This window comes from Actinoalloteichus fjordicus (assembly GCF_001941625.1).
Lineage (GTDB): Bacteria > Actinomycetota > Actinomycetes > Mycobacteriales > Pseudonocardiaceae > Actinoalloteichus_A > Actinoalloteichus_A fjordicus.
In genome coordinates this window covers 1,361,722-1,382,642 of sequence record NZ_CP016076.1, presented here as the reverse complement: position 1 = coordinate 1,382,642, position 20,921 = coordinate 1,361,722, and the positions used below count along the sequence as shown (strand labels likewise).

Sequence of the window (20,921 nt, the reverse complement as noted above, 5' to 3'; positions counted from 1 at the left end):
AGGCCCGTGACGGGTCAGGCCGACGAGGCCGGTCGCCTGCTGTCGCCCGGCACGCAGGCCGCCATGCGATCCCGGTCGGGCCCGCGCGGGATCGGGTCGCGGTTCGTTTCGACGATCCGCCGCTCAGCGGAGGCGGTGCCGTCCCGAGTCGAGGCGTCGCCGTCCCGACTCGGGCTCCGTCAGGCCCAGAGCTGGCTGTCGAGGCGCTCGGCCGCGTCCTCGAGATCCCCCGTGTAGACGCCGGTGGAGAGGTACTTCCAGCCCGCGTCGGCCACCACGAACACCACGTCCGCGGTCTGACCCGCCCCGGCGGCCTTCTCCGCGACGCCCAGCGCGGCGTGCAGGACGGCCCCGGTGGAGATGCCCGCGAAGATGCCCTCGGTCGAGAGCAGCTCGCGGGTGCGGCGCAGCGCGTCGAAGGAGCCGACCGAGTAGCGGCCGGTCAGCACGTCGGGGTCGTACAGCTCCGGCACGAAGCCCTCGTCGAGGTTGCGCAGTCCGTAGACCAGCTCCCCGTAGCGCGGCTCGGCGGCGATGATCTGCACGTCCGGCTTGTGCTCCCGCAGGTAACGGCCGACGCCGACCAGCGTCCCGGTGGTGCCGAGGCCTGCCACGAAGTGCGTCACCTCGGGCAGATCGCGCAAGATCTCCGGCCCGGTGCCCCGGTAGTGCGCCTCGGCGTTGGCCGGATTCCCGTACTGGTAGAGCATCACCCAGTCCGGGTGCTCCTCGGCGATCTTGCGCGCGGTGGCCACGGCCTGATTGGAGCCGCCCGCCGCCGCCGAGAAGATGATCTCCGCGCCGTAGGCCTTGAGCAGCTGCCTGCGCTCCACCGACGTGTTCTCCGGCAGCACGCAGACCAGTCGGTATCCCTTGAGCGAGGCCGCCATGGCCAGCGCGATCCCGGTGTTGCCCGAGGTCGGCTCCAGCACGGTGTCACCGGGCCGCAGCCTGCCGTCCCGCTCCGCCGCCTCGATCATGGCCAGCGCGGGCCGGTCCTTGATCGAGCCGGTCGGATTGCGGTCCTCCAGCTTCGCCCAGAGGCGGACCGACGGCCCCGGCGACAGGTGCGGCAGCCCGACCAGCGGGGTGTCGCCGAGCGCGTCGAGCAGCGAGTCGTACCGAGCCATCAGTCAGTCCTCACCGGGCCCCTTCTCGACAGCGTGATCAGCGCATCCCGCCTGCGACGGCGGGCAGGATCGTGATGTTGTCGCCGTCCTTGACCGCCGCGCCGAGCCCGCCGGAGAACCGGACGTCCTCGTCGTTGACGTAGACGTTGACGAAGCGGTGCAGGGCCCCCTCCTTGACCAGGCGGCCCTTGAGTCCCGAGTAGCGGTTGTCCAGGTCGTCGATGATCTCCTGAAGCGTGGCGCCGTCGGCAGGCACCGACTTCTCACCCTCGGTGTGGGTGCGCAGGATGGTGGGGATGGACACGGTCACTGCCATGGTGAGACTCCTGTCGTGGCGGAAGGAAGGTTCCAGCGTGATCCGGGCACACGCCGTAGGCGGCGTGGCGCGAGGAGATCAGCGACAGTCGGGCACGTCGTCGGCGCCCGTGTGCGAGAACATGTAGGACTCGACGACCTCGACCGGCTCTTCGGTGATCTGACCGTCGACGATCCGGTAGGAGCGCAGCTCGTGCTCCTCGGGGTGCCTGGTCGACACCAGCACGTAGTGCGCCTCGGGTTCGCCCGCGTAGGACACGTCGGTGCGCGACGGGTAGGCCTCGGTGGCGGTGTGCGAGTGGTAGATGACCACCGGCTCCTCATCCGCCTGATCCATGGCCCGCCAGACCTGGAAGTGCTCCGTGGAGTCGAAGCGGTAGAAGGTGGGCGAACGCTCGGCGTTGACCATCTCCACCAGCCGCTCGGGCCGATCCGAGCCCGCCGGGCCCACGATGACGCCGCATGCCTCGTCGGGATGGTCCCGCCGAGCATGCGCGACCATCGCGTCCACGAGGTCGCGTCGGATCACCAGCACGCCGCCAATCCTACGTGTCACGTCCAGCAGGTCCAGTGGCCTGGGCTGTGACGTCGGCGGCGAGGGGGCGGCGGGCCGGGCGCTCGCACGGCACCGTGCCGTCGGGGCGCGGAGCGGCCGCCGAGGCGGGTTCGCCGATGCCGGTTCACCGAGGCTGGTTCAGCCGAGGCGCTGCGGAGCGAGGCGGATGAGTTCGGCCAGTTCCGGGGCAGTCGAACGACGATCGACGGCGCAGCGGATCAGCGAGCGACGGCGGACGGGTAACGCTCCCGATAGGCCTGACGACCGGCGAGCCCGGTGGCCGTCAGCACGCCGCGCACCACCGCCCTCGCGAAGACGTCGGCCGCGGCCTGGGCGAGTTCGTCCACCGCGACGACCCGCGCCGCCGGTGCGGCTGCGGGCCTGTCTCCGGTGGCCAGGACGAAGACGGCATCGCCGTCGAAGATCGAGTGCGCGGGCCGGATCGCCCTGGCGATGCCGTCGTGCGACACCGTGGCCACCCGCCTGCACTCGGCCTTGGTCAGCTCCGCGTCGGTGGCGACCACGCCGATGACGGTGTTGAGCGGACGACGGCCCTGCTGCGGCGCGGCCCGCCGCACCTCTCCCCTGTCCGGGTCCATCAGCCCGAGCCCGCTGCGGGTGCCGGAGTCGTCGTACCAGGGCAGCCCGGTGGCCGGATCGATCACCTCGCCCATCGGATTGACCGCGACGAGCGCACCGACGGTCGTCCCGTCGGCGAGGACGGTGCTGGCGGTGCCGATACCGCCTTTCAGCGTCCCGGCGCTCGCCCCGGTGCCCGCGCCGACGGAACCCTCGGCAGGCCGATCGCCGGTCGCCCGTGCACAGGCCTGGTAGCCGAAATCGGCCGTTGGCCGCAGCCCCCACTCACCGAGATCGAGATCGAAGAGCACGGCGGCGGGCACGATCGGCACCACCCGGCCCGGCTCGGCCGACACCGACAGCCCGTGCCCGCGTTCGGCCAACCAGCTCAGCACGCCGTCGGCCGAGGCGAGGCCGAACGCGCTGCCTCCGCTGAGGCACACGCCCTGCACCTCGTTGACCAGGTTCGACGGGTCGAGCAGGTCGGTCTCCCTGGTGCCGGGACCACCGCCGCGCACGTCCACGCCGCCCACCGCTCCATTCGGAACCAGCACGACGGAGCAACCGGTGGCCCAGCCGTCGTCCGAGCGGCCGTACTGCCCGACGAGCAGCCCGCCGACGTCGGTGATCGCGTCCAGCGGGCCGGGGTTCGGGTCGGGGCGCATGCGGCTTTAGTCGACGGTGAGGCCGTGGACGAGGGTGTCCTGAACGACGGTCAGCCAGTGATAGACGCTCAGATGCGGCTGGCGGGGGTCGTCCTCCGGCAACTCCTCCGGCATGTCGTCACTGACCTCGAGCACGGTGCCCAGCGCGAGGCGGACGTCGTTCAGCGCGGCCAGCCAGGCCGAGGCCTGCTCGTCGTCGAGCCTGATCCGACCCCCGTCGGGCGGGCAGGTGGCCAGGACCACTCCGGCGACGCCCGTCTTGAGGTCGACGACCTCCGGCTCGTGCATCGAGCGCAGCGCGGCGGCCGAGTCGGCCTCGCCGGGCGTCAGCTCCTCGCCCTCTGGCGGTCGGTGGAAGTCCGGCAGCAGCCTGCGCAGCACCCGTTCGTCCGGGGGCGTGCTGGGGCCGGTGCGAATCCCGGTCAGCGCGGACAGCTCGTCCTGCGGGGCTTCTTCGGCGCGCGCGGTCAGCATCTCGCGCAGCTGGCCGACCAGGCCGCGCAGAATGGCCGCCTCCTGCTGGGAGAACTCGGCCACGATGGCGTCGCCTCGACGCCACCAGCCGTTCACGAGTCCCGCTGCATGGTCGCCCAGAGGCCTGCGGCGTGCAGCTTCGCCACATCACCCTCGACTTTCTCCTTGGACCCGGAGGAGACCACCGCACGGCCCTTCTGGTGCACGTCCAGCATCAGCTTGGTGGCCTTGTCGCGGTTGTAGCCGAAAAGCTTCTGAAAGACGTAGGTCACATACGACATGAGGTTGACCGGATCGTTCCAGACTATGGTCATCCAGGGCTTGTCCTCCGCGCCGAGCGTCTCGGCGCTCGGGTCGACCTGGGTCTGTTCCAGTTCGACTGGCGTGCTCATTCCTCCATGGTGTCACGTCCGAAAAGAGGTCGAGCGCGTACCTGCGCTCGCGCGCGAGTACATCCCTCGTGTAGTGCACTCGCAACGTACGCTCCGCCCATGAACGCTGGCCTGGGGAAACCGAGCACCGGAATGCTCACCGACCGTTACGAGCTGACGATGCTCGCGGGTGCACTACACGACGGCACGGCCGCACGACGCTGTTCCTTCGAGGTCTTCGCCAGGAGTCTGCCCGGCGGGCGCCGTTACGGCGTGGTCGCGGGGGTCGGCAGGCTGCTGGACGCCCTCGCCGAGTTCCGGTTCGGGCCCGACGAGCTGCGGGTCCTCCGGGAGAACGCCCTGGTGGACGAGGACACGCTGGCCTGGCTGGCCGACTACCGCTTCCAGGGCGAGATCGACGGCTATCCGGAGGGCGAGCTGTACTTTCCTGGTTCGCCGGTACTCACCGTCACCTCCGACTTCGCGGACGCGGTGCTGCTGGAGACGCTGGCCCTCTCCGTGCTGAACCACGACTGCGCGGTGGCCTCGGCCGCCGCCAGGATGGCCAGTGCGGCGAACGGGCGCAGGCTCATCGAGATGGGTTCTCGACGCACCCACGAAGAGTCGGCGGTGGCCGCCGCCCGCGCCGCCTACCTGGCTGGCTTCACCGCGACCTCCAACCTCGAGGCGGGCAGGCGGTACGGCATTCCGACCGCCGGGACCTCGGCGCACGCCTTCATGCTGCTGCACGACTCGGAGGCGGCGGCGTTCCGGACGCAGGTCGACGTCCTGGGCGTCGACACCACGCTGCTGGTGGACACCTACGACATCACCGAGGGCATCGCGACGGCCATCGAGGTCGCGGGGCCGGGGCTCGGCGCGATCCGCATCGACTCCGGGGAGGTCGGCGTGCTGGCCAGGCAGGCCCGTGAGCAGCTCGACTCACTCGGCGCGACGGGGACTCGCATCCTGGTGTCCGGCGACCTCGACGAGTACGCCATCGCGGCACTGCGGGCCGACCCGGTGGACGGCTACGGAGTAGGCACCTCGGTGGTCACCGGCTCGGGGGCGCCTGCGGCGGGCATGGTCTACAAGCTGGTCGAGGTCGACGGCAGGCCGGTCGCCAAGCGCAGTCAGAACAAGGCTTCGATCGGCGGGCGCAAGGCCGCGCTGCGCAGGCATCGGCCCACCGGGACGGCCGTGGAGGAGGTCGTCTACCGGGTGCACCCGGACGCCGAGGTCCCCGCGCTGGGTGAGCACGACCGCAGGCTCCAGATCCCGCTGTGGCGTGAGGGGGCCCGCGTGCCGGGACTGCCGACGCTGGAGGAAGGGCGCGAGCGGCTACGCCAGGCGCTCGTCAGCGTCCCGTGGGAGGGCCTGACCCTGTCGCGCGGCGAGCCGGTGCTGCCGACGACGTTCGTGGGGTGACCGTCCCGGCCGGTCGCCGGCCGGAGCGCCACGTCGGTGCCGTGCACAGCGTGCCCCCGGAGTGCCGTGCGCAGTGTGCTCATCCAGACCGTCACCGACGTTGAAGTCACGGTGGTGGGCGACGACGGCGGGCTCGGCGTCCCTGCCGCCCGAGGGCTGCCGGCCGGGTGAGTGGCGGGCAGGCGTGGTCGGCGGCCTGGTGCGGCCGGTAGGGCCGGCATGCCCGGTCGGCATGCCCGGTCGGCATGCCCGGTCGGCATGAAGAAACCCGGCCGATCGGCGTGATCTGCGCAGGCCGGTCTCGTTCGTCGGGCGTGACGGCGCGGACGTCGACGCTCGCGCCGGACTCCGGCACCGATCCACGTGGAGCCGCCGGGCACCGGACGTCGACGACGGGCTGAGCTGTGGACTGCGGTACAGAGCTAGCCGCGCCGGGTCGCCGAGGCCACCAGCGAGGCGGCTACCGAGCGGGCCCGGCGCGGCGCGTCGGGGACGCTGCCGGTGGCGTGGCTGACCAGCGCACCCTCGTGCAGGAGCAGGATCAGACCGGCGAGGTCCTCGGGCTCGGCGAGATCGGCGGCGACGGCGAGATCCGTCAGGAAGTCCAGCAGCCAGCGCTTGTGCTCCAGAACCGCGAGGTGGCCGGGGTGATCGGCCGAGGGCAGCTCGGCGAGCGCATTGACGAAGGCGCAACCGCGCGGATCCGCGCGGTCCATCCACTCCTGGAGGGCGTCGAAGCTCGCGAGCAGCGCCTCCTTGGGCGAATCGGCGTGCTCGGCGACTCGCGCGGTCAGGAATTCACGCCACCGCCGATCCCGTTCTCGCAGGTAACGGGCCACTAGGGCGTCCTTGGAGCCGAAGCAGGCATAGAGGGTCTTCTTCGTGACGCCTGCAGCCGAGGCGAGCATGTCGACGCCGACGGCGTGGATGCCACGCCGATAGAAGAGGTTCGAGGCGACTTCGAGGAGCAGTCGACCGGCCGGGGTCAGAGGCTCGTCTGCGCTTCTCATACTCGCCATGCCGTGACTATACCGACCGGTGAGTTGACAGGGAGACCACAGCATGATGCCGTGGGTATACCCACCGATCGGTATACCAAGGAGGAATCATGCGTGCAGTGCAGCTCACCGGCTTCGGCGGACCGGAGCGACTCGTCTACCGCGAAGATGTCCCCGACCCGGTGGCGGGCGCAGGCGAGGTCCGCGTGCGCGTCGGCGCCGCCGCGATCAACAACACCGACATCTGGACCCGCGAGGGTGCCTACGGCACGGCGGACGACCCAGCCGCCACGACGGGCTGGCGACGCGAGCCGCTGGTCTTCCCCCGCATCCAGGGTGCCGATGTCGTGGGCCGGATCGACCAGGTGGGGCCGGATGTCGACGCGGGCCGGATCGGGGAGCGAGTCCTGATCGATCCGATGCTCTACGAGGGCGACGAGCGGGCGCTGGTCACCACCGACTACCTCGGGTCCGAGCGCGACGGCGGCTTCGCGGAGCTGGTCACCGTGCCCGCGACCAACGCCCACCCGGTGGAGAGCCCGCTCAGCGACGTCGAGCTGGCCTCCTTCCCGACGTCCTCCGTCACGGCCCTGCGCATGCTCGACCGGGCCGGGGTGACCGGAGCGGACACCGTGCTGATCACCGGCGCCTCCGGCGGAGTCGGCGTCGCCGCCGTCCAGCTCGTGAAGGCCAGGGGCGGCCGGGTGATCGCGGTGGTCGGCGCGGGCAAGGAGCAGCAGGCACGCGACCTCGGCGCCGATGAGGTCATCGTCCGGGGCCATGCCGACCTCGACGAGGAGGTCAGGTCCCTCGACCAGGGCGGCGACGGGCAGGTCGACGTGGTCGTCGACGTCGTCGGCGGCGCGGCGTTCTCCGCGCTGCTGCGGAGCCTGCGGCCGCTCGGGAGATACGTCGTGGCGGGCGCCATGGCGGGACCGGTCGTCGAGGCGGATCTGCGCACCATCTACCTGCGGCAGCTCCAGATCGTCGGCTCGTCCTTCGGCACCCACGATCAGTTCCGCGCCCTGCTGGGCCACATCACCGCAGGCGAGATCCGCCCGTCGGTCGCCGCGACCTACCCGCTCCGCGAGCTTCGGCGGGCACAGGCCGACTTCGTCGCCAAGCGGCACGTCGGCAAGCTCGTGATCCTGCCGCAGGCGGAGTGACCGGCCACGCCGAGTCGGCCGCGACCGTCGAGAACGGTCGCGGCCGACGAGGCCGGCTCCGATCCGCTGCGGTATCCGCCCACGGCGAATCGTCCCCGCGCACGCGGGGACGGCTCCGCAATGTCGATGTCTGCACCCCACCGGCCGTCGGCTCCGCAGGCGGCGACCGCTCCCCCGCAGGACGCGGGCAAAACGGCAGCTGGTGTGGGCCAGGCGGGCGCACCGCAGGCAGCCCCCTGCGCGTCCATCCGGCCGAATCGTCCGGCCCTGATCAGCCGATCATGATGCGGCCGAGCAGAGTAATCGACGTCAATTCGCTGCACTCGAACGCGGCCCGACGCACGATGATCCACGGCAGCGGGGCGGCGCGGTCACCGCGCACGGGGCAGGGGGCCCCGGACGTCGACCGCTGTCCGACTGAAGGGATCACGGGGGACATGCGAAAGATCGCGCGATCAATGGGTTCGATGCTGGCCGTGGTGGGCGTTCTGCTGACGACGGGCGGCGTCGCTGCGGCATCGGCGAGTGAGCCGAGCGAGGGGCCGAGCCTTGCCGCGGCCTCCTGCTCGGGAACGGTCAGCTACTCCGAGACGCTGCCCAGCGGCCTCGGGGAGTTGACGATCTACTACAACAGCTCCGAGGGCGGGACCAACAGCGCCTGCTTCTACCACCGGGGCTCGACCTATGGCGTGGCGGCGCCGACCTCCGTGCAGATCCACCGGTGCATGGAGAGCAGCGGCGAAGGACGGCCCTGCACGATCGACGTCTCCTCTCGCACGGACTCCGGTAATTTCCAGTACTACGCGGGGCCCGTCGGGGTCAACAAGACGTCGAACCGCTGTGTCTCCGCCGTCGGCCACATCGCCCTGGGCGGCCGGGTCTACGGGCTCGACAGCGGCAGGCAGGGCTGCTGAGGTCCGGCTGAGGACGGCGCGGGGAGGCAGGGAGGCTCCGTCCGACCCGGCCTCCCCGCGCGCCGCCTGGCCCTTCGGCAGGATCGGCACGGTCGTCGAACACGCAGGTCTCGCACCGTGCTCTCGCGCGTCGTCGCTGGTCGAGTGACGACGGGTGTGCCTCCGACGTTCCGCGTCGCGTGGTGCGGGACGTCGGTCCACCATCCGGGTGTCCTGCGTCCCCTACTCACGTGACAGGCCCCCGACAGAGGACTGAATGGATACAGCGGACGGGCCGTCGCGCCGAAGGGTGCGACTATCCTTCTGGCTTAGGCCGACTCGGGGGTGGACGTGACCAGAGCACTGATCGTGGTGGACGTGCAGAACGACTTCTGTGAGGGCGGATCACTCGGGGTGGCAGGCGGGGCCTCGGTGGCGGCGGCGATCTCCCGGCACATCGCAGGCTCGGAGTACGACCACGTGATCGCCACTCGGGACTACCACGTCGACCCCGGCGACCACTTCTCCGACGAGCCGGACTTCGTGAACTCCTGGCCCGTGCACTGCGTGGCGGGCACCCCCGGCGCGTCCTTCCATCCCTCGCTCGACATCGCCGCCGTGGAGGCGGTGTTCTCGAAGGGTGCCCACGCGGCGGCGTACTCCGGCTTCGAGGGCTTCGACCCGGACGGCCGCACGCTGGCGGCATGGCTGCGGGAGCGATCGGTCGACACCGTCGAGGTGGTGGGCCTGGCGACCGACCATTGCGTCCGGGCCACCGCGCTGGACGCCCACGACGAGGGCCTGCACACCACCGTCCTGCTCGACCTCACCGCAGGCGTCACCGTCCCGTCCGTGCAGCGGGCGATCGAACAGCTGCGCGGCGCGGGCGTCGGCCTCGTCGGCACCCCGGCGGGTCCGGCCGCCTGATCTCCGGTCGGGCCGAAGAGGTCGCCGCGCCACTCGCGAGATCAGCAGCGGTCGGCCCGTCAGCCGCGAGGGAGAGACGTCTCGCAGTCGGCGACCCGGCGTCGCGGAAGGAGGCCTGCGGCTCGACGCCCGGACTCCCGCGTGCCCGGCACCGTCGATCGACGGCCTGACGAAGGCCACCGGACCCGTCGGAATCGTTGCGCCTTCGGCAGTTCAGGCCGCCGGGGATCGGCCGCCCAGGACGACGACCAGAGTCCTCGGCGGGCCCGCCAGAACCGGCTCGCGCCGCCGCGCGTGCTCCGGGCTCGAGACGATCTCGACCTCGGTCGAGACCTCGCGGCAGCGCGCTCGAGGCCGGGTCGAGCCGACACGTGTCCGTCACCACAGGGGTATGGCGCGGGCGGCCTGCCCGATTAGGGTCGGCAGTCGATCTGTCCAATGCCTGGTCAGTCGCTGGGAGGTTCACGTGTCCACTGTCGCAACGTCCGCATCGATCGCTCGGCCGCGAGTACTCGCTGATCTGGTGCCCGGTGCACTGGCCCGCGATCTCGCCCTGGTCGCGGCAGGCGCGGCACTGATCGGGCTCAGCGCCCAGGTGGTGCTGCCGATCCCCGGAACGCCGGTCCCCTTCACCGGCCAGACCTTCGGCGCGCTGCTGGTGGGCTCCGCGCTCGGCTGGCAGCGCGGCGCGTTGACGATGCTGCTGTACCTGGTCGTCGGCGCGATGGGCATGCCGTGGTTCGAGGGCGGCTCGTCCGGGCTGAGCGGAGTGACCGTCGGCTACCTGTTCGGCATGCTGCTGGCCGCCACGCTGGTCGGCGCGCTCGCGGGCCGAGGCGGTGACCGCACGGTGCTGCGGACCACCGGGACGATGGCGCTCGGAAACCTCGTCATCTACGCGGTCGGCGTGCCGGGCCTGATGATCATCGGCGGCATGAGCCTGCCCGCGGCCCTGGCCGCAGGTGTGGTGCCCTTCCTGATCGGCGATGCGATCAAGATCGCGCTAGCGGCGGGCGTGCTGCCCGCGAGCTGGGCACTGGTGAACCGTTTCCAGCGCTAGACCGACACGGGCCTCGGTGCCTGGGCTGTGCCGATGAGCGCTGCGGCGCACGGCGCGGCGAGACAGGCATCGAGGTCTGCGCTGCCGACGTCCCGGATCGTTCCGAGGCGTCGGCGTCGGCGTGGCGAACGGCCGGCCCACCGCTCCCCCTGGCCGTGGCAGGCTCACCTCGGCGGAACGCAGGTCGGCGCACCGGGAGCCGACCAGGAGTCCCGAGCGGCCCCATGGTCGGCCCGCCGCCAAGGCCCGCAGCCCGCGCGCCCCCGTCAGATCGCGGAGTCTCGACATCGCCCGAGTCCGGCAGGCCGGGCGCCACCGGAACCGCTCGACGCAGGTCAGGGCGGGACGTCGACCGGAGGCCGGTCGGCGACACAGCGGATCGTCTTCCCGCAGCGTCACCTGACGGTACGACCATCGAGGGAAATGCACCGGGCGCCCTCACCGTTTCATGATCACGGCGAGTACGGTCCGGTTACATGTCCACCCTGTCGCCGGACGCCCGGTCGATTGTCGCCGCCGCTCGCGAGGCCGCCCTCGCCCACCTCGCCCGCCTCGAAGCCGCCGAGAGTCTCCTGGTGGCCGCGCATGTGACCGGTTCGGCCGTCCTCGCCGACTACTATCCCGGCCGCTCTGACCTCGATCTCCTCGTAGAGGTGTCCCGCACGCCCACCGAGGCCGATCTCGACGTGATCAACACCGCCCACCAGGGCCTCGGTCTCTCCGTCCAGGCGACCTACCTGCCCGCAGGCGGCCTGACGAGCACCCCCGACGCGGCGGGCGACGGCCCCTGGGTCAAGGAAGGCGAACTGCACACCGACGAACGGTGCTTCCAGCTCAACCCGGTGACCTGGCTGGAACTCGCCCGCTACAGCGTCACCGTGCACGGCGAGGCGCCGACCCCGACCGTCGACGTCCCCGCCGCCGCCGAGTTCTGCCGGACCAATCTCCGGGAATACTGGGCGCCGCTGCTGGACCAGGCCGAGGCGCTGATCGAGGGCCGCGAGCCCGACGAGCCCGCCGTGCCGGAACCGGTCATCTGGCTGGCCTTCGGTCCGCCCCGGCTGCTGCACACCATCCGCACGGGCGAGGTGATCAGCAAGACCGAGGCGGGCAACACGGCCGCGGCGGAGTGGCCGGACCTCGCCGAACCGCTACTCGAGCTGGTCGCGGCGCGAGCCGGGACGCCGATCGCCGTCACCGTCGCGCACGGCCGAGCCGTCGTCGAGTCCGGCAGGCGGGTCCTCGCCGAGGTGTGATCGCGTCCGCGAGCCGGGGCGCGGCCGGGTAAGGCACCCGTCTCGGCCGCACCCCGGCGCCGCCTGCCTCGCCACGCGGCGGAGCAGGCACGATCACGGCCGATTCCGACTCCCGCCCGGCCGCCCGCGACAACCCTCACCTGCGCCCGGCCGCGACGGCATAGCCGGGTACCGTCCTGATCCGTGCCCGACGCCGTCACCACCACCGCGCTACCCGATGTCGCCACCCTGCTGGCCGAGGCCGTCGGATCACTCGGCGGCAGCGAACGCCCTGGTCAGGTACGGATGGCCGAGGCGGTGGCGGAGAGCATTCGCGGCGGCGCGCATCTGGCCGTGCAGGCGGGCACCGGCACCGGAAAGTCGCTGGCCTACCTGGTCCCCGCGATCAGGCATGCCATCGAGGCCGACTCGACGGTGGTGATCTCCACCGCGACGATCGCCCTACAGCGACAGCTCGTCGACCGCGACCTGCCCCGACTGGCGAAGGTCCTGACGCCGCTGGTGAACCGCGAGCCGAGCTTCGCCATCCTCAAAGGACGCCGCAACTACCTCTGCCTGCATCGCATCCACTCCGGAGCGCCGGAGGACCCGCAGGACACCGCCTTGTTCGACCCCTTCGAGGTCTCCGCGATGGGCAGGCAGGTCAAGCGCCTGCACGAGTGGTCGTCGGAGACGGAGACCGGCGACCGCGACGAACTGGTGCCCGGCGTCACCGATCAGGCCTGGCGGCAGGTCTCGGTGACGGCCAAGGAATGCCTCGGGATGTCCCGCTGCCCGGTCGGCGTCGACTGCTTCGCCGAGCGCGCCAGGGCACAGGCGGGCCGGGCGGACGTCGTCGTCACCAACCACGCGCTGCTCGCGATCGACGCCATGGGCGACGCACCGGTGCTGCCAGAGCATGACGTGGTGATCGTCGACGAGGCGCACGACCTGGTGGACCGAGTCACCTCGGCAGCCACCGCCGAGATCACCTCGGCCTCGGTGGTCGCCGCCGCGCGACGCTGCGGCAGGCAGGTCGACCAGCAGGTGGTGGATCGGCTCATCGAGGCGGGCGAGGGCCTCTCGATGGTGTTCGAGGACTCGCAGCACGGCAGGCTGGAGGCGCTGCCGCCCGCGCTGGGGGCCGCGCTGGCGACGGTGCGGGACGGGGCACACGCGTGCATCACCGCGCTGGGCACCGAACGGCGCGAGGACGTGGACGGCGCCACCGAGCGCAGGCTCGCACTGGCCCTGCTCGACGACGTCCACGACACCGCCGAACGTCTTCTGGAGGCCTTCGACGGTGCGGAGGCCGAGCGGCACGACGTCGTCTGGCTGGCCGGGGGGCCACGTGATCCACACGACGCGACGCCCACCACGGTCCGGGTGGCGCCGCTGGGCGTCGGCGGCCTGCTGCGGGAACGACTCTTCGGGCCGCGCACGGTGGTGCTGACCTCCGCGACCCTCGCACTGGGCGGCTCCTTCGACACCCTGGCCCGCCAGTGGGGCCTGCCGCCCACCGGACCGCAGGCCGCGCGCGCCGCCGGAACGGCGACGTCGACCCCGCCGCCGTCCGACGCCGCCGACACGCCCTGGCAGGGCATGGACGTCGGTTCGCCGTTCCAGCACTCCAAGAGCGGCATCCTCTACATCGCCCGTCACCTGCCCCCGCCGGGACGGACCGGCCTCCACGAGGACTACCTGACCGAACTCGCGGAGCTGGTCGAGGCCGCAGGCGGCCGAACCCTCGGGCTGTTCTCCTCCATGCGGGCCGCCAAACAGGCCACCGAGGCGCTGCGGGACCGACTAGACGTCCCGCTGCTGTGCCAGGGTGAGGACAGCACCTCGCTACTCGTGTCGAAGTTCGCCGAGGACGCGAGCACCTGTCTGTTCGGCACGCTCTCGCTCTGGCAGGGCGTCGACGTGCCCGGCTCGGCCCTGCAACTGGTCGTGATGGACCGGATTCCCTTCCCCCGCCCGGACGATCCGTTGGCCTCGGCACGACAGCGCGCGGTCGCGGCGAGCGGCGGCAACGGGTTCATCACCGTCGCGGGCACGCACGCGGCCCTGCTGCTCGCCCAGGGCGCGGGCAGGCTGCTGCGCTCGGCGAACGATCGCGGCGTGATCGCGATCCTGGACCCCCGGCTGATGACGGCCCGCTACGGCAGCTTCCTGCGGGCGTCGCTGCCGCCGTTCTGGACGACCACCGACCCCGAGGTCGTCCGCGCCGCCCTGCGTCGCATCGACGACTGACCCCGGTCGGCGGACGACGAACGACTCGGCGGCGGGGAGGCCCACCCGGACCCCCGGCCGCCGTGATCGCTGCCCGGCTCAGTAGTCGAGCGGGACCCGGCGCAGCACGCCCTCGGCGGCGTCGGCCTCCTCCACCTCGGCCCTGGTGACGCCCAAGACGAACAGCACCGCGTCCAGGAACGGCGCGGACAGCGCCGTGTCGGCCACCGCCCGCAGGGCGGGCTTGGCGTTGAACGCGATGCCGAGCCCGGCGGCGGAGAGCATGTCGATGTCGTTGGCCCCGTCGCCGACCGCGACGCACTGCGCGAGCGGAATGCCGAAGGAGTCCGCGAACCGGCGCAGCGCGGTCTCCTTGCCCGCCCGGTCGACCACCTCGCCCAGCACCCGGCCGGTGAGCCGACCGTCGACGATCTCCAGCTCGTTGGCGGCATGGAAGTCGAGTCCGAGATCGTCGACGAGATACTGCACTACCTGCGAGAAGCCGCCGGAGACCACGCCGCAGCGGAAGCCGAGCCGCTTGAGGGTGCGCACGGTGGTGCGCGCGCCGGGCGTCAGCTCCAGCAGCTCCGCCACCTCGGCGAGCACGGTGGCGGGCAGGCCTTCGAGCGCGGCGACGCGACGATGCAACGACTCGGTGAAGTCGACCTCGCCGCGCATCGCCGCCTCGGTGACCGCACGCACCTCGGCCTCCCGGCCTGCCTTGGCCGCGAGCATCTCGATGACCTCACCCTGGATCAGGGTCGAGTCGACGTCGAAGACCACCAGCCGCTTGGCCCGCCGCGCCAGCCCCGCGCGCTCCACCGCGATGTCGACCCCGGCCTTGGTCGCCACCCGGGTCATCGCCGAGACCAGCCGGGCGTCGGACTGCGCATCGCCGCCGTCCGCCGCGACGAGCAGTTCCAGACCGGTGACGGGGTAGTCGGCGACGCGCCGGATCGAGTCGATGTTCACGCCCTCGGCGGCCAGTCCCCTCGCGACCATGGTGAAGGCTCGGGCGCTCAGCGGACTGCCCAGCACGACCAGCGCGTGGGTGGGGACATGGCGGGCATGTTCCGCCTGTGCGCCGCCGATCACCACCTCGACCTGCATTCCTACGCTGGCCATCGCCTGTTCGACGGACTCCTGTAGGCCCTCCGGATCGTGCTGGGTGTCCACCAGCACTCCCAGCACCAGCCTGCCTCGGATGACGACCTGGTCGACGTCCAGGACGTCGACGCCGTGCCGGGTCAACGCGGCGAAGAGCACCGAGGTGACCCCCGGCTTGTCCAGGCCGGTCACGGTCATCAGCACTGAGGTCGATCCTGTCGCTGTCACTGTCGTTCCCGCTCCTCCTGGCCGACGTCAGAACCGGCCGCTGAAATCGATCGAGCCCCGTGCCCGGCGGGAAGGCCGGAACACGGGGCTCGACGAAGAGACTGCTCGACGCGGTACGCGAGAGCCGACGGGACTACTTGTCCCGAGGGTCGTCGGTCTTCTGGTCTTCCGGCTCCAGAGCATGGGTGAGCCGTTCAGAAGGCGCGGGCGAGCCGTCGATCTCCCCAGGGGGGCCGTGCTTGCCGCCGGTATGCGCCTCGATGCGCATCCGCTCCACCATATGTGGATAGTGCAGCTCGAAGGCAGGGCGTTCGGACCGAATCCTTGGCAGTTCGGTGAAGTTGTGCCGAGGCGGCGGGCAGCTCGTCGCCCATTCCAGCGAGTTGCCGTAACCCCACGGGTCGTCGACGGTGACGATCTCGCCGTAGCGGTAGCTCTTGAACACGTTCCACAGGAACGGCAGCGTCGAGGCGCCCAGGACGAACGCGGCCACCGTCGAGATGATGTTCAGCGTGGTGAAGCCGTCTTCCGGCAGGTAGTCGCCGTACCGGCGGACCATGCCCTCGTTGCCCAGCCAGTGCTGCACCAGGAAGGTGCCGTGGAAGCCGAGGAAGGTCAGCCAGAAGTGCAGCTTGCCCAGCGGCTCGTCCATCATCCGGCCCACCATCTTCGGGAACCAGAAGTAGATGCCCGCGAAGACGGCGAACACGATCGTGCCGTAGAGGACGTAGTGGAAGTGCGCCACCACGAAGTACGTGTCCGAGACGTGGAAGTCGATCGGCGGGGAGGCCAGCAGCACGCCGGACAGACCGCCGAAGAGGAAGGTCACCAGGAAGCCGACGCTGAACAGCATCGGAGTCTCGAAGGTGAGCTGGCCTCGCCACATCGTGCCGATCCAGTTGAAGAACTTGACTCCGGTCGGCACGGCGATCAGGAACGTGGTGAAGGCGAAGAAGGGCAGCAGCACCGCGCCGGTGGCGTACATGTGGTGTGCCCACACCGTCACCGACAGGGCCGCGATCGCCAGCGTCGCGAAGACCAGGCCCTTGTAACCGAACAGCGGCTTGCGGCTGAACACCGGGAAGATCTCGGAGACGATGCCGAAGAACGGCAGCGCCACGATGTAGACCTCTGGATGGCCGAAGAACCAGAAGAGGTGCTGCCAGAGGATCACGCCGCCGTTGGCCGGGTCGAAGACGTGGGCGCCCAGATGCCGATCGGCCATCAGCCCCAACAGAGCTGCGGTCAGGATCGGGAACGCCATCAGCACCAGGAGACTGGTGACCAGGATGTTCCACGTGAAGATCGGCATCCGGAACATCGTCATGCCGGGCGCACGCAGACAGACCACCGTGGTGATCATGTTGACCGCGCCGAGGATGGTGCCCAGACCACTCACCAGCAGCCCGGCGATCCACAGGTCGGCACCGAGGCCGGGCGAGTGGATGGCACTGGACAGCGGCGTGTAGGCGAACCAGCCGAAGTCGGCGGCGCCACCGGGGGTCAGGAACCCGCCGATCACGATCAATCCGCCGAACAGGTACAGCCAGTAGGAGAAGGCGTTGAGTCGAGGGAACGCCACGTCCGGCGAACCGATCTGCAGCGGCAGGATGAAGTTCGCGAAGCCGAAGAGGATCGGCGTGGCGAACAGCAGCAGCATGATCGTGCCGTGCATGGTGAAAAGCTGGTTGTACTGCTCCAACGAGAGGAACTGCATACCGGGAACCGCAAGCTCGGTACGCATCAACATCGCCATCGCGCCGCCGACCATGAAGAAGCCGAACGAGGTGACGAGGTAGTAGATGCCGATCTGCTTGTGGTCGGTGGTACGCAACGACCTCAGCAGGAAGGAGCCCTTCGGCGCCTTGCGCGCCGGATACGGGCGTGTCGCAATCGGCTGGGGAGCGACGGCCGTCACGGTGCCTCCTGCACTGGCCTGGTAGACCTGTCTTCACCTGCGTCAGCGGACCGGATGGACCGCACACGCTCGTGTCGGATCGTAAACCGCTGCCTCACGGCCGGCGCACTCGGGCCGTAGCCGGCCTAGTCATCGGCGTCCGTTCCCGCCCGGATCACCCGCCGCCGTCCCCTCTCGCCTGCCCGCCGCGTGGTGTCGATCACCGGTCCGACGAGCCGTGCAGGACAACCGGGCCCGGCTACGGCGGCGGATCGACGTCGGGGCCTCGCTCCCCCGGGGGGGGCGGCTTCGCCGGAACGGCCGCGGCGAGCCTCGGTCGAAGAACCGTCATCGCGTTGCGCGCCGGACTCGGTCCCGCCTTGCCTGTATCGTTCCCGCCCGGCGGAATCCAGGTACGGGCTCGCGTTAAACATCGGCCGAATGCCGGGGCAATACCGACGAACGGGTGATTTAGCTCCTTCGGCGCGGACTCTCGACACGTCGTTCAAGATCGGTATGCTGATCAATCGTTTTCATCGTGAATCGAGGTGTTCGATGACTTCCTTACCTGGTGGCCTGCCGAAAGTCGTGGACGTGGAGAAGCCCAGCGCGGCGCGGGTCTACGACTACTACCTCGGCGGCAACTGCAATTTCGCGGCCGACCGCGAGCTGGCCAAGAAGGTGGCCACCGCGCTGCCCGGTGTCAACGAGGTGGCCAGAATCAACCGGGCCTTCCTGGGCCGAGTGGTGCGATACTGCGTCAAAGCGGGCATCCGACAGTTCCTGGACATCGGCTCCGGGGTGCCGACGGTCGGCAACGTGCACGAGGTCGCGCAGCAGGTGGAGCCGCGCAGCAGGGTCGTCTACGTCGACAACGAGCCGGTCGCGGTCGCACACAGCGAGATGATCCTGGAGGACGTCGACCTCGCCGAGGTCGTGCACGCCGATCTCCGAGATCCCGCGAGCATCCTCGAGTCCCCCCACACACCAGAGCGTTGATCGACTTCGATCAGCCGGTGGCGGTGTTGATGGTGGCGCTGCTGCACTTCATTCCCGACTCGGATCGGCCGCTGGACGTCATCGCGGCGTATCGGGATCGGATGGCGCCCGGCAGCATGCTCGCGATCTCGCACGTCACAGACGAGTCGCTCACCGAGGGAATGCACCGCCTGGTGGAATACTACGCGAGCAGCACGAATCCGGTCACGATGCGAAAGCATGATCAGGTGAAATCGCTGTTCTCGGGCTTGGAACTCGTGGCGCCCGGCCTCGTCTGGGCACCCGAGTGGCAGCCGGAAGACCCGACGTCCGTCGGCCCGCACCCGGAGAACTCCGGTATACACGCTGGTGTCGGATTGAAGACCTGACGAGCAGAACAGCACCGCCTCGCCTGTCGCCCGACGAGTCGGCATCAACCGCATGTTCACGGTGGAGAAGCAACCAGGTGGATTCCCCACAGGCTCTTGATTTCGTCCGGCGTTGGGCCTCCGCCATGACGCGGACGACCTATGTCCCGCTGGAACGCGCGGACATCGAGCGGCAGCTCCACACGTTCTTGAACCGGCTCGTCGGGGCGCTGGCAGCGGAGCCCTTCAGCACGGTCGTCGCGACCGACATGGGTCGTCTGCTGGTGGAGGGACACTTCACCGGCCCGGACAGTCTCGGCAGCACCACCGCGCTGCTCGGCCCGCAGCTGTTGGACGAGCCTCGGCTGCGCGGGGTCGATCGACTGCCGCACAAGGTGGTGGCACTCCTCGGCGAACTCGCCGCCGGGTACTCCGTCGCCCTGCGCGATCAGGTGCTCGACCGGCAGGAGCAGCTCAACCGTGCCCTGCTCAGCGCGAAGAACAAGGCAGAGCGGGACCTGCGGGCCAGCGAGACCAGGCTGCGGGAGATCTTCGCAGGCTCCGCGCTGGGCATCGTCATCAGCGACGTGCACAACGAGATCGAAGAGGTCAACGAGGCCTTCGCGACCATGCTGGGTTCTCCGCAGGAGGCGCTGACCGAGCTGAACCTGCTGGACCTGATCCATCCGGAAGAGATCGACACCGTGCGCGAGTACTACGCACGGCTGCTCGCGGGCGAGGTCCCTCGGATTCAGGAGTACGCCAGGTTCACCGATCCCTCTGGCGAGCCGGTGTGGGGCCGGATCTCGGCCACACTTCTGTTCGACTTCCAGGGCGGCCCGCGCGGCCTGGTCACCATGGTCGAGGACGTGACCGATCAGAACCTCCTCCAGGAGGAGTTCAGTCGCCAGACCCTGCACGACGTGCTGACCGCGCTGCCCAACCGGCAGTACCTGGTGAGCCATCTGGAGCGGGTCCTGGCGCGCGCGAAACCGGACGCGCTGATCACGCTATGCCATGTCGGACTCGACGGACTGACCGTGATCAACCACGGCCTCGGCCACACCGCGGGCGACTTCCTGCTGCGGGAGGTGGGCAGCCGCCTGACCTCGGCGGTCCGCGGGGAACGCGCGATGGTGGCACGACTGGGCGGCGACGAGTTCGCGATCCTGATCGAGAACACCGACGAGACGCCGGACGCGGGCGCGCTGAGCGCGGCGATCTCCTCGGAGCTGACCGAGCCCGCCTACTACCGCGAGAACGGCCTGGCCGTGTCGGCCTGCATCGGCATCGTCCAGCGGATCGCCAGACAGATCGTGACCACCGAACTGCTGCGCGACGCGGACATCACGCTGCATCGCACGAAGTCCGTCGGCAACGGGCAGTGGAGCCTGTTCGACTCCCGGCAGGACGAGGTGCATCGCGAGCACTACCGACTCGCGGCCTCGATGCCGGGCGCGTTGGAGATGGGCGAGGTCCGCGTCGAGTACCAGCCGATGGCGCGGGTGGCCGACGGTGAGGTGGTCGGCGTCGAGGCGCTGGTCACCTGGGACCATCCCGAGGTCGGCACGCTGGACCACGCGCAGTGCCTCAGCCTCGCCAACGAGACGGGACTGATCGGACAGCTCGGCGGCTGGCTGCTCGACGAGGCATGCAGGCAGGGACTCCGCTGGCAGCGGGAGTTCGATGACGCGCCGCCGCTGGTGATCAACCTCACCACCGACCAGGCCTGCGATCCCGATCTGCTGCGCCGGGTGCGGCGGCTGCTCGACGAGACGCAGTACGAACCGGCGAAGCTCTGGCTCGGCTTCCCGGCGGGCGCCGTCTCCCGGAGTGATCGCGAGGGCGGGGAGAACGCCGCGCTGCTGCGCGAACTGGGCATCGTGATCCTGATCAGCGACTTCGGCACAAGCTATCTCGACCTGCACTGTCTCAGGCTGCTTCCCGACGCGCCGGTGCGGATCTCCAATCGCCTGCTGGCCGAGCTGACCGCCGACCCGTGCGAGGACTCCGTGACCAGCGAGGCCGTCACCGCAGTGGTCAAGCTGGTGCATCGCGCGGGCCGCACGGCCATGGTCGGCGAGATCCGCACCGCAGAGCAGGCCGAATGGATCATCGAGCTGAAGGCCGACGTCGCCCAGGGTCCATACCTGGTGGCCTGCACCGATGCTGAGACGCTCACGCAGGCGCTGCGCGACCAACGGCGCGGCTGAGTTCGCAGGACGCGGCGGCAGCGACGGAAAGGCCGCGATCGAGGCCGAGGACCCCGCTGCACCGGGCAGGCGCGCCGACGCCTGTCCGATCCCCCGACCCC

The 20,921-nt window shown here is 70.4% G+C and carries 19 protein-coding genes; 10 read left to right on the top strand and 9 right to left on the bottom strand.

Going from position 1 to position 20,921, the window contains the following annotated elements; translation table 11 throughout:
• Positions 1-179: 179 nt before the first annotated feature.
• The 6 genes from UA74_RS06315 to clpS form a co-directional block, all read right to left on the bottom strand.
• The gene (locus UA74_RS06315; RefSeq protein ID WP_075739452.1) at positions 180-1,130 is read right to left on the bottom strand and encodes a PLP-dependent cysteine synthase family protein; all 951 of its coding nucleotides are present in this window, start codon (positions 1,128-1,130) and stop codon (positions 180-182) included.
• Positions 1,131-1,167: 37 nt separating this feature from the next.
• Positions 1,168-1,446, bottom strand: coding sequence for a MoaD/ThiS family protein (locus UA74_RS06310; RefSeq protein WP_075739451.1), 279 nt, complete (start codon positions 1,444-1,446; stop codon positions 1,168-1,170).
• A 78-nt stretch (positions 1,447-1,524) separates the two neighbouring features.
• The gene (locus UA74_RS06305) at positions 1,525-1,980 is read right to left on the bottom strand and encodes a Mov34/MPN/PAD-1 family protein (RefSeq protein WP_075739450.1); all 456 of its coding nucleotides are present in this window, start codon (positions 1,978-1,980) and stop codon (positions 1,525-1,527) included.
• Between the two features lie 239 nt (positions 1,981-2,219).
• The gene (locus tag UA74_RS06300) at positions 2,220-3,245 is read right to left on the bottom strand and encodes a P1 family peptidase (RefSeq protein ID WP_075763998.1); all 1,026 of its coding nucleotides are present in this window, start codon (positions 3,243-3,245) and stop codon (positions 2,220-2,222) included.
• A 6-nt stretch (positions 3,246-3,251) separates the two neighbouring features.
• The gene (locus tag UA74_RS06295) at positions 3,252-3,815 is read right to left on the bottom strand and encodes a DUF2017 domain-containing protein (RefSeq protein WP_075763996.1); all 564 of its coding nucleotides are present in this window, start codon (positions 3,813-3,815) and stop codon (positions 3,252-3,254) included.
• A complete protein-coding gene (gene clpS / locus UA74_RS06290) occupies positions 3,812-4,111 on the bottom strand; it encodes an ATP-dependent Clp protease adapter ClpS (RefSeq protein WP_075739447.1) in 300 nt (99 codons plus the stop codon). Before clpS ends, UA74_RS06295 begins: the two co-directional genes overlap by 4 nt.
• Positions 4,112-4,210: 99 nt before the next feature.
• Between clpS and UA74_RS06285 the strand changes: the two genes are divergently transcribed.
• Positions 4,211-5,518: a nicotinate phosphoribosyltransferase gene (locus UA74_RS06285; protein WP_075763994.1), complete on the top strand. Its 1,308-nt coding sequence runs from the start codon at positions 4,211-4,213 to the stop codon at positions 5,516-5,518.
• Between the two features lie 422 nt (positions 5,519-5,940).
• Here the strand turns inward: UA74_RS06285 and UA74_RS06280 are convergent, their stop codons facing one another.
• Complete coding sequence (locus UA74_RS06280; RefSeq protein ID WP_232237652.1) at positions 5,941-6,537, bottom strand: TetR/AcrR family transcriptional regulator; 597 nt, start codon at positions 6,535-6,537, stop codon at positions 5,941-5,943.
• 89 nt (positions 6,538-6,626) lie between these two features.
• Here UA74_RS06280 and UA74_RS06275 point away from each other — a divergent pair, with 89 nt between their 5' ends.
• The 6 genes from UA74_RS06275 to UA74_RS06250 all read left to right on the top strand — a co-directional run bounded on the left by UA74_RS06275 (position 6,627) and on the right by UA74_RS06250 (position 14,050).
• On the top strand, positions 6,627-7,682 hold the full coding sequence (locus tag UA74_RS06275) for an alcohol dehydrogenase family protein (protein ID WP_075763992.1): 1,056 nt from the start codon (positions 6,627-6,629) through the stop codon (positions 7,680-7,682).
• 437 nt (positions 7,683-8,119) lie between these two features.
• On the top strand, positions 8,120-8,596 hold the full coding sequence (locus tag UA74_RS06270; RefSeq protein ID WP_075763990.1) for a hypothetical protein: 477 nt from the start codon (positions 8,120-8,122) through the stop codon (positions 8,594-8,596).
• A gap of 330 nt (positions 8,597-8,926) precedes the next feature.
• Entirely contained in the window at positions 8,927-9,502 is a 576-nt protein-coding gene (locus UA74_RS06265; RefSeq protein WP_075743470.1) for an isochorismatase family protein, read from the top strand.
• Positions 9,503-9,968: 466 nt separating this feature from the next.
• Complete coding sequence (locus UA74_RS06260) at positions 9,969-10,562, top strand: biotin transporter BioY (protein ID WP_075763988.1); 594 nt, start codon at positions 9,969-9,971, stop codon at positions 10,560-10,562.
• A 476-nt stretch (positions 10,563-11,038) separates the two neighbouring features.
• Positions 11,039-11,818, top strand: coding sequence for a hypothetical protein (locus UA74_RS06255; RefSeq protein WP_075763986.1), 780 nt, complete (start codon positions 11,039-11,041; stop codon positions 11,816-11,818).
• 183 nt (positions 11,819-12,001) lie between these two features.
• Complete coding sequence (locus tag UA74_RS06250) at positions 12,002-14,050, top strand: ATP-dependent DNA helicase (RefSeq protein WP_075739440.1); 2,049 nt, start codon at positions 12,002-12,004, stop codon at positions 14,048-14,050.
• 78 nt (positions 14,051-14,128) lie between these two features.
• Here the strand turns inward: UA74_RS06250 and serB are convergent, their stop codons facing one another.
• Together serB and ctaD are read right to left on the bottom strand one after the other, a co-directional pair.
• On the bottom strand, positions 14,129-15,334 hold the full coding sequence (serB, locus tag UA74_RS06245) for a phosphoserine phosphatase SerB (RefSeq protein WP_198043071.1): 1,206 nt from the start codon (positions 15,332-15,334) through the stop codon (positions 14,129-14,131).
• 163 nt (positions 15,335-15,497) lie between these two features.
• Positions 15,498-17,282 carry an aa3-type cytochrome oxidase subunit I gene (gene ctaD / locus UA74_RS06240; RefSeq protein ID WP_075739438.1) on the bottom strand — a complete coding sequence of 595 codons (1,785 nt, stop codon included), beginning with the start codon at positions 17,280-17,282 and terminating at the stop codon, positions 15,498-15,500.
• 534 nt (positions 17,283-17,816) lie between these two features.
• Here ctaD and UA74_RS34165 point away from each other — a divergent pair.
• The 3 genes from UA74_RS34165 (at position 17,817) to UA74_RS06230 (ending at position 20,820) form a co-directional block, all read left to right on the top strand.
• Complete coding sequence (locus UA74_RS34165; RefSeq protein ID WP_232237651.1) at positions 17,817-18,260, top strand: SAM-dependent methyltransferase; 444 nt, start codon at positions 17,817-17,819, stop codon at positions 18,258-18,260.
• Entirely contained in the window at positions 18,257-18,628 is a 372-nt protein-coding gene (locus tag UA74_RS34160; RefSeq protein ID WP_232237650.1) for an SAM-dependent methyltransferase, read from the top strand. Before UA74_RS34165 ends, UA74_RS34160 begins: the two co-directional genes overlap by 4 nt.
• Before the next feature lie 77 nt (positions 18,629-18,705).
• A complete protein-coding gene (locus UA74_RS06230) occupies positions 18,706-20,820 on the top strand; it encodes a putative bifunctional diguanylate cyclase/phosphodiesterase (RefSeq protein ID WP_157442173.1) in 2,115 nt (704 codons plus the stop codon).
• Positions 20,821-20,921: the final 101 nt, after the last annotated feature.